This window comes from Aquabacterium parvum (assembly GCF_001447195.1).
Classification (GTDB): domain Bacteria; phylum Pseudomonadota; class Gammaproteobacteria; order Burkholderiales; family Burkholderiaceae_C; genus Aquabacterium; species Aquabacterium parvum.
The window spans coordinates 1-5,637 of record NZ_LFRI01000404.1 but is presented as its reverse complement, the minus strand read 5'-3'; the positions used below and the strand labels follow the sequence as shown (position 1 = coordinate 5,637).

Here is a 5,637-nt window from a genome sequence, read left to right as displayed (position 1 = left end):
CAGACTGGGGGCGGGCGGCGCATGACTGGAAGGCCGCAATGAACCAATTCGCCATCCTTTACGAGGACAGATTTCTTCAACCCTCCGTCTGACCAAGGCGGTGTTCAGCCTCAAACACAAAAAATCTGACAGTCCCATGCTCGGTGGTGCCATGTCTGATCAGCCTGAACCCTTGCTCAATCTTCTTCTTGCACTCATCAGTCAGCACATACCCGTCCGACTCGATCAATCCCTGCATGTACAGATTGGGCTTGCGACCGAGATGGCGCGTCTGCGCCTTTGGCTGTCCCGGGTTGCCGCAAAAGGGATAGCGTGTGCATAGGGCTCCCTTGATCGATCCGCCTGCCAGGAACAGATTCAGGAAGTGACGCACCGACTTCTCAGAGAAAGCATGCCGCTGTGCCACCTCAGCAATCTTGTGCGGAAGTGCCGGATCACTCAAGAGGTCTTCGATGTTCCTCAGCACGTTGCTGCCCTCTTCGCACACAAGGCTTCGGATCGCCGCAAATCGCTTGTCGCGCTTCCGAATGTCGCGGATGACACTTTCCTCTTTGCCACATGCTCGGGCCTCGGCCAGTCTGTCTGCATCTGAAAGCGCAACTGCTGAGCGCGTCTTCAGCACAACGATGGTCCCTGACGCGAGAAGTTCGTAGAACTCATCAGTCACCATCTTGAAGGGAGCCTTCACGTAGTCTTGGATTTGCTGCTCTTTGCCCGACTCCTTCTTGAGCGCAGGAAGGTAGATCAGCCAGCACTGTTTTGATGAGTCGGACAGGACCAAGACACGCGCAGTGTTTTCAAGGTACTTGCCGCCTGGGCCGTTGCCGACCAAGTCGTTTGGCTTGACGCGCATGCTCATGCCCCGTCCCCCAGCCAACTGCGCAGCAACGCGTTCTTGCGAGCTCGACCTCCCTTGATCAGGGGCATCCAGGTCTTTAGCGGCAAGGCAAGATCATGATCAATGTCCTGGTGCCAAAGCGCCAGGTTGAACATCGGCCACAACTGATTGGGTCGAAGGCTCAAGGGTGAGGCCAGGCGTTGAATCAGCTCATGAGGCGCCGTCCCGTAGCCGTCAGCATTCATCGATTCGACAAGGGTCCGGTAGGCATATGAGTGCCGGATCTGGGTTTGTGCGTGCTGGGTTTGCGTTGGCTCCAGCATGTCGAGGTTGACGGCCAGCTCGCGCGCGAACATCTCTCCATGCAGCACCAATCGACCTATACCTGCCTCAAGGCAGTAGCGGCGCGTCAATTCCAGGCGTTCTTTCGCCCGCGAAAGCGGGTCCGGCCCATATGCGATCTCATAGGGCTTGTTCTCGAATGCAAGCAGCCTGTAGTGGTCGTCAACACGCCATGTGGTCATGACATCGATGGTCGCGACGTAAGGTATGGCTGTCCCTGGGTAGAGACCGTGTTCGATGCCAGCATCACGTGCGGTCTCCAGCAATCCACGGTGGAGTGGTGCTTGATCAAAGCCGGGAAGGCCTTCTCCCGGATGTGAGTGCTTCCACGGCCAGACCGGAAATGCCTCCCTTGCGTCGATGGCGCCTAGCCAACGTGCGAGCTGAATCGTGCTGCGTTCAGCCCTGGAGCGATAGTGGTGGCCTCTGGCGAGCTCGGCGTTGTGCAGGTGACCGATGTTTGAGTTTGGCGAGTAGTCGCGCTTGGTCACGCGAAGCCAAGGCTTGTAGCGTTGAAAGTGACCTTGGCCATAACCTGCCCGGATCAAGGCGGTCAGCTTCTTGACGGTCATCTTGCCCGTCTGCGGCGGTGGCCCGCGCCGCTTCAGAGTGAAATCACCGGGCTGGAAGTCCCATGCCGTCCAGTTCATATTCATGCCCCCTTTTGCGCGCTTTGTCTGTTGGCGCGGTGAGGTCGGCCATCCCCATCAGCCGACGGGCTTGGGACGGTGCCGCTGTCTGTGGCTTGCAATGCGGGAAAGTTGATCCCTCGCCGCCGTCAAGAAATTGACAGCGCGATGCAAGTTCGCGTTTTTGGCCAGAGGCAAAAGGGCGTGTGTCCCGTTGACGTTGGGACGATCCGGTCAGACAATACGAGCGCTAACTGATTTGGTCATTGACTGGATCATCCCAAGGCGGGCCCTTCGCGGCCTGCCTTTCTTTTTCAGCTCATGCTGACCTCCAGTCCACCCTTGGGTGACGTCAGTGATGAGATCATCCGAGCGCTCTCACCTACGCGCTGAACACTGTTGATGAGTCCAGGCAGGTCATCGGTCCGCAGGTGATGCGAGGCAAAGAGTGCCGCAGACACCAGGGCAAGTTCACCTGCTGTGGCGCCCTTCTGGCAGAGCGCGCTGACAAGTCGGTCATGGCGGGCCGCCCAACACAATTCAGTGAGCTCGGCTTCCGAGAGGTTGAACAGTCGTGCGGCCTCGCTCAAGGTCTGATCGTCGAGTGGCGCACGCGTGCCCTTCTCGATGGAGCACAGAACAGCTGGATCAACACGCAACTCCACAGCCACAGCCTTCTGAAGCAGTCCACGCCGCATCCGGATGTCCCGGAAGGCGCTGGGGAAGTGAAGCGGGCGGGCCATGGCGCAGTTTTCTCTTTGCTGAACTCGGCAAATATGTGGGCTGTCGAATCGTATTTGCTTCTGGTTTTTTGTGCACCTACGTTCGGACAGGCGCCTTTTGTTTCGCCTTGCTGGCTCAGCACCCGGTTTTACCCCTGCTACTGAAGAGAGTCGCTGGGATTTCGAACGTAGAGTTTTGGCGGTATTTCTTTCGCTTCGTTTTCATGAACAAAATCGACTATCTCCGGACCGTCGTTTGGTTGCATCAGCTGAAGCAGGTGACGGGCTGTCAGACCATCAAGGCGTTGGCTGCTATGGTCGATCCCGGTTCAGTCTGGATTGACGCCGAAGGCGACGAACACCAGTCGAAGTGGTATCAATATGCCCAGGGCACTCAAGTGCCTGCACCTGCGTTGGCGGCGCGAGTTCGGGCGAAGTACCCGAAGGTCACTTTCGAGCTTCATCACCCCGTGTGGCGAGTTTTGCGGAGTCCATGTTCTGCACGAAGCTGGACGCGGTTGCGTACAGTCATGGCCGATAGGTGGGGCGACTTGCCTGTGCAGGTTCGTACATGGACCCTGGAAGAACTCAGGCCGTCACAGCTGGTCGGCAATGCATTGGCTTTGAAAGGGCTCAGCTATTTGGATGCCGTGGCGTTGTTTGCCTCTGAGCGAAAGCTACGCCTGGTCCGCCGTGACCATGCCCGCGAGAAGTGTCTAGCCCTGGTTTTGGCAGGCTTGCCTCTGCTGTACGCCGACGATCAGTTGTGGAACGACATGGACGCGGCCACACTTGAGGTTGCCCTTGGAACTTTGGACGAGGCACTCAGCCTTGACCAAGGCGCAGTACAAGTGGCGCTCAGCGGGCATCGGTCTTCTGAGATCTTTGCCAGGCGTGACAAGTTGGCCTCGTATGTTGCTCGCTACCCTCACGGATTGAGCACTGAGATCGCCTTGCGCCGGTTCCTGGCAGCGCGGTGGGATCCAAATGACTGCTCTCACATAAGGCGATATCGCAAACGTCGCCCACTGCAGGAGAACTGATCAGGGGAACAGGATGTGTCCACGCCGGTGGGTGGCTTGCTCAGGTCGCAATCTTGAGGTGTCAAGCCCATAGCTCCGGAGGATCCATCGGCTTAGCCCGCCCGGGTGCTCGCCAATAAACCCTCTGCCATGCAGCGCCTTTCGGTTGTTGATGATGGCTACATCACCAGGCAGCAGCACCAAATGCTGGTGACAGGAGGCGCAGGCTTCCTCGAAGCGTTGTTGTGCTTCCTGCAGGCGTTGTTGCGTGTCGTCGACGGTCACATTGCTGTGGCTGTAGCGTACCCACATGCCACCGTCGGATTCTGCGAGGATTTTCCCGCCATCGACAGAATGCTGCTCGCCAAGCGCTGCTTCAGTGCCACGCCTGAACGTCCTCTGCGCATTGATGATGAAGCGGCCTTCCTTCAGCACTTGTATGTCAGCGGGCGTGAGCTGCGTTAGGACATCAGACAGCGGAATGTAGGTCGTCGGGACCTGTTGGTTGTTCCTCAGACCTACTAGGCACACGGCATCAGGTGATGGGCCTATCCGACCGTCGGACGGATCGGAGTCGCCCGGAAACGGGAAGCTGACTGCGTCGGTGTGGCCGCGCATGTTGCTGGTTGACTTTTCCGCAAGTGCACCTGTGCCAGGTAGCGTCACCAGGTTCACGAACAGCTTCCCCGCGTTCTCCGACGCATAGGAGATCGTCTCCATGCCGAGCAGTTCGTTGACGATCAGGATCGCAAGTGTCGCTTGTGCTGTTGCTGCGCAAACCGGCACAGGGTGCCAGTCGATAGGCGTCTCAGGTAGTCCGTCAGGATCGAAAACCTGCTTCAGATGAAGGGGCGCCCCTTCTGTAAACAGGCGTCTCAGGTCTCGAACTTGCTGCTCCGCGTTGATGCAGACTTCTGTCGCCGCTGACTTGGCCGCGACGAAGACGGCGGGCCACTGGTGATCCTCCAGCAGGGGCATTGACTCCACGTACAGCTGACGAGCGTGATGTGCTACGCAGGTAGCGATCTCTTGAACAGGCAAGGGAGCCCCCCCTAGATGCAGTTTGCTATATTCTTGATACGCCGATACAGTGGCGTCACAGCCTCTTCGGCTTGGTTGATCTTTAATTATCTCCCCTTGACGGGGCTCCTATCGTCATGAGTGCACTTTCGCTAACAAGCCACCACAGGTGGGGGGCAAATGGCCCTAGCAAGAAGTCTCGGACAGTAGATCGCGTCGTGCCGAAGAAGTCGGCTGTGGTGGAGGTGGTTGAGTACGAGCGTCGTGCCCGAGTGGTCGCCGTACAACTCCCGAAGTTCCACAACCAATTAGCTGTAAGCCTTGAGCGGAATTTGGACGACCAGTTGGCTAGAAGCTTAGAGTTGCTTTTGAGTGCAGCCCTATCTCATGCACAAGTTGGTAATGGGCTATTGCGTCGCGACCAATTGGTCAGCAGGCTGAATGAAGTAACTGAGCTGCTTAAGGCTGGCGTAATTTCGGATGAAAAGGTAGTTCGGACTAAATGTGCGCAGGCAACTATCGGTGTTACTTCGTCTATTTTATTGAAAAGCAGGCTGGAGTCTTTGCGCGTTGGCCTTTCCGAGGCAGCAAGAGAGTGCTTTGAACTGGGATTCGGCAGGCTTTCTTCGAGACTCTGGGAAGAGCCTTCTGCGCTGGTAATGGAGGATTTCCAGCAGGCTTACAAAATGTTTGCTTCCGAGGGGAATGAACAATGGTCATTGAGAATCCCTCGGCCCATTTATATTCAAGCTGTTACGACAGCCAAAGAGCAGGGTTTGTCCCAATCAAGCATGGCGTGCTTGTGCATATCTATGGGGCTGGTTATCAAAGGGGTCTGAAGCGGGGCCGGTAGTTCTGGATAATTTGGGTCTGTTCGTTTCGCGCACTTGCATAAAAATCAAGCCAAGTGTTTGAATGCGTAGCTTAGCAGGCTGCGGAAATACCCAACGGGCGCAGCTTCGCTGCTGACGCAAGGGCTCGTTTTTCGATGATGCGGGTCGACTCCGACGCCAAAACACCCCATTTCAAGCCCATTTTGGCCTGATCTGAGGCCATTTCGGGGT

General features: G+C 57.0%; 6 protein-coding genes. 2 read left to right on the top strand and 4 right to left on the bottom strand.

The window, feature by feature from the left end; translation table 11 throughout:
- Nucleotides 1–76 precede the first annotated feature (76 nt).
- The 3 genes from ABG80_RS16550 to ABG80_RS16540 all read right to left on the bottom strand — a co-directional run bounded on the left by ABG80_RS16550 (nucleotide 77) and on the right by ABG80_RS16540 (nucleotide 2,552).
- The gene (locus ABG80_RS16550; protein WP_152987685.1) at nucleotides 77–859 is read right to left on the bottom strand and encodes a hypothetical protein; all 783 of its coding nucleotides are present in this window, start codon (nucleotides 857–859) and stop codon (nucleotides 77–79) included.
- The gene (locus tag ABG80_RS16545) at nucleotides 856–1,836 is read right to left on the bottom strand and encodes a PDDEXK family nuclease (RefSeq protein ID WP_058088734.1); all 981 of its coding nucleotides are present in this window, start codon (nucleotides 1,834–1,836) and stop codon (nucleotides 856–858) included. The genes ABG80_RS16550 and ABG80_RS16545 overlap by 4 nt, the downstream gene beginning before the upstream one ends.
- A gap of 287 nt (nucleotides 1,837–2,123) precedes the next feature.
- Entirely contained in the window at nucleotides 2,124–2,552 is a 429-nt protein-coding gene (locus ABG80_RS16540; protein WP_058088733.1) for a helix-turn-helix domain-containing protein, read from the bottom strand.
- Between the two features lie 203 nt (nucleotides 2,553–2,755).
- On the opposite strand from ABG80_RS16540, the gene ABG80_RS16535 reads away from it, so the two are divergent.
- A complete protein-coding gene (locus ABG80_RS16535) occupies nucleotides 2,756–3,574 on the top strand; it encodes a hypothetical protein (protein ID WP_152987684.1) in 819 nt (272 codons plus the stop codon).
- On the opposite strand, the gene ABG80_RS16530 is transcribed toward ABG80_RS16535, so the two are convergent.
- Nucleotides 3,575–4,531 (bottom strand): Fe(II)-2OG oxygenase family protein, encoded by a 957-nt coding sequence (locus ABG80_RS16530; protein ID WP_058088731.1) that lies wholly within the window; start codon nucleotides 4,529–4,531, stop codon nucleotides 3,575–3,577.
- Between the two features lie 260 nt (nucleotides 4,532–4,791).
- Here ABG80_RS16530 and ABG80_RS22060 point away from each other — a divergent pair, with 260 nt between their 5' ends.
- Entirely contained in the window at nucleotides 4,792–5,412 is a 621-nt protein-coding gene (locus tag ABG80_RS22060) for a hypothetical protein (protein ID WP_152987683.1), read from the top strand.
- Nucleotides 5,413–5,637 lie beyond the last annotated feature (225 nt).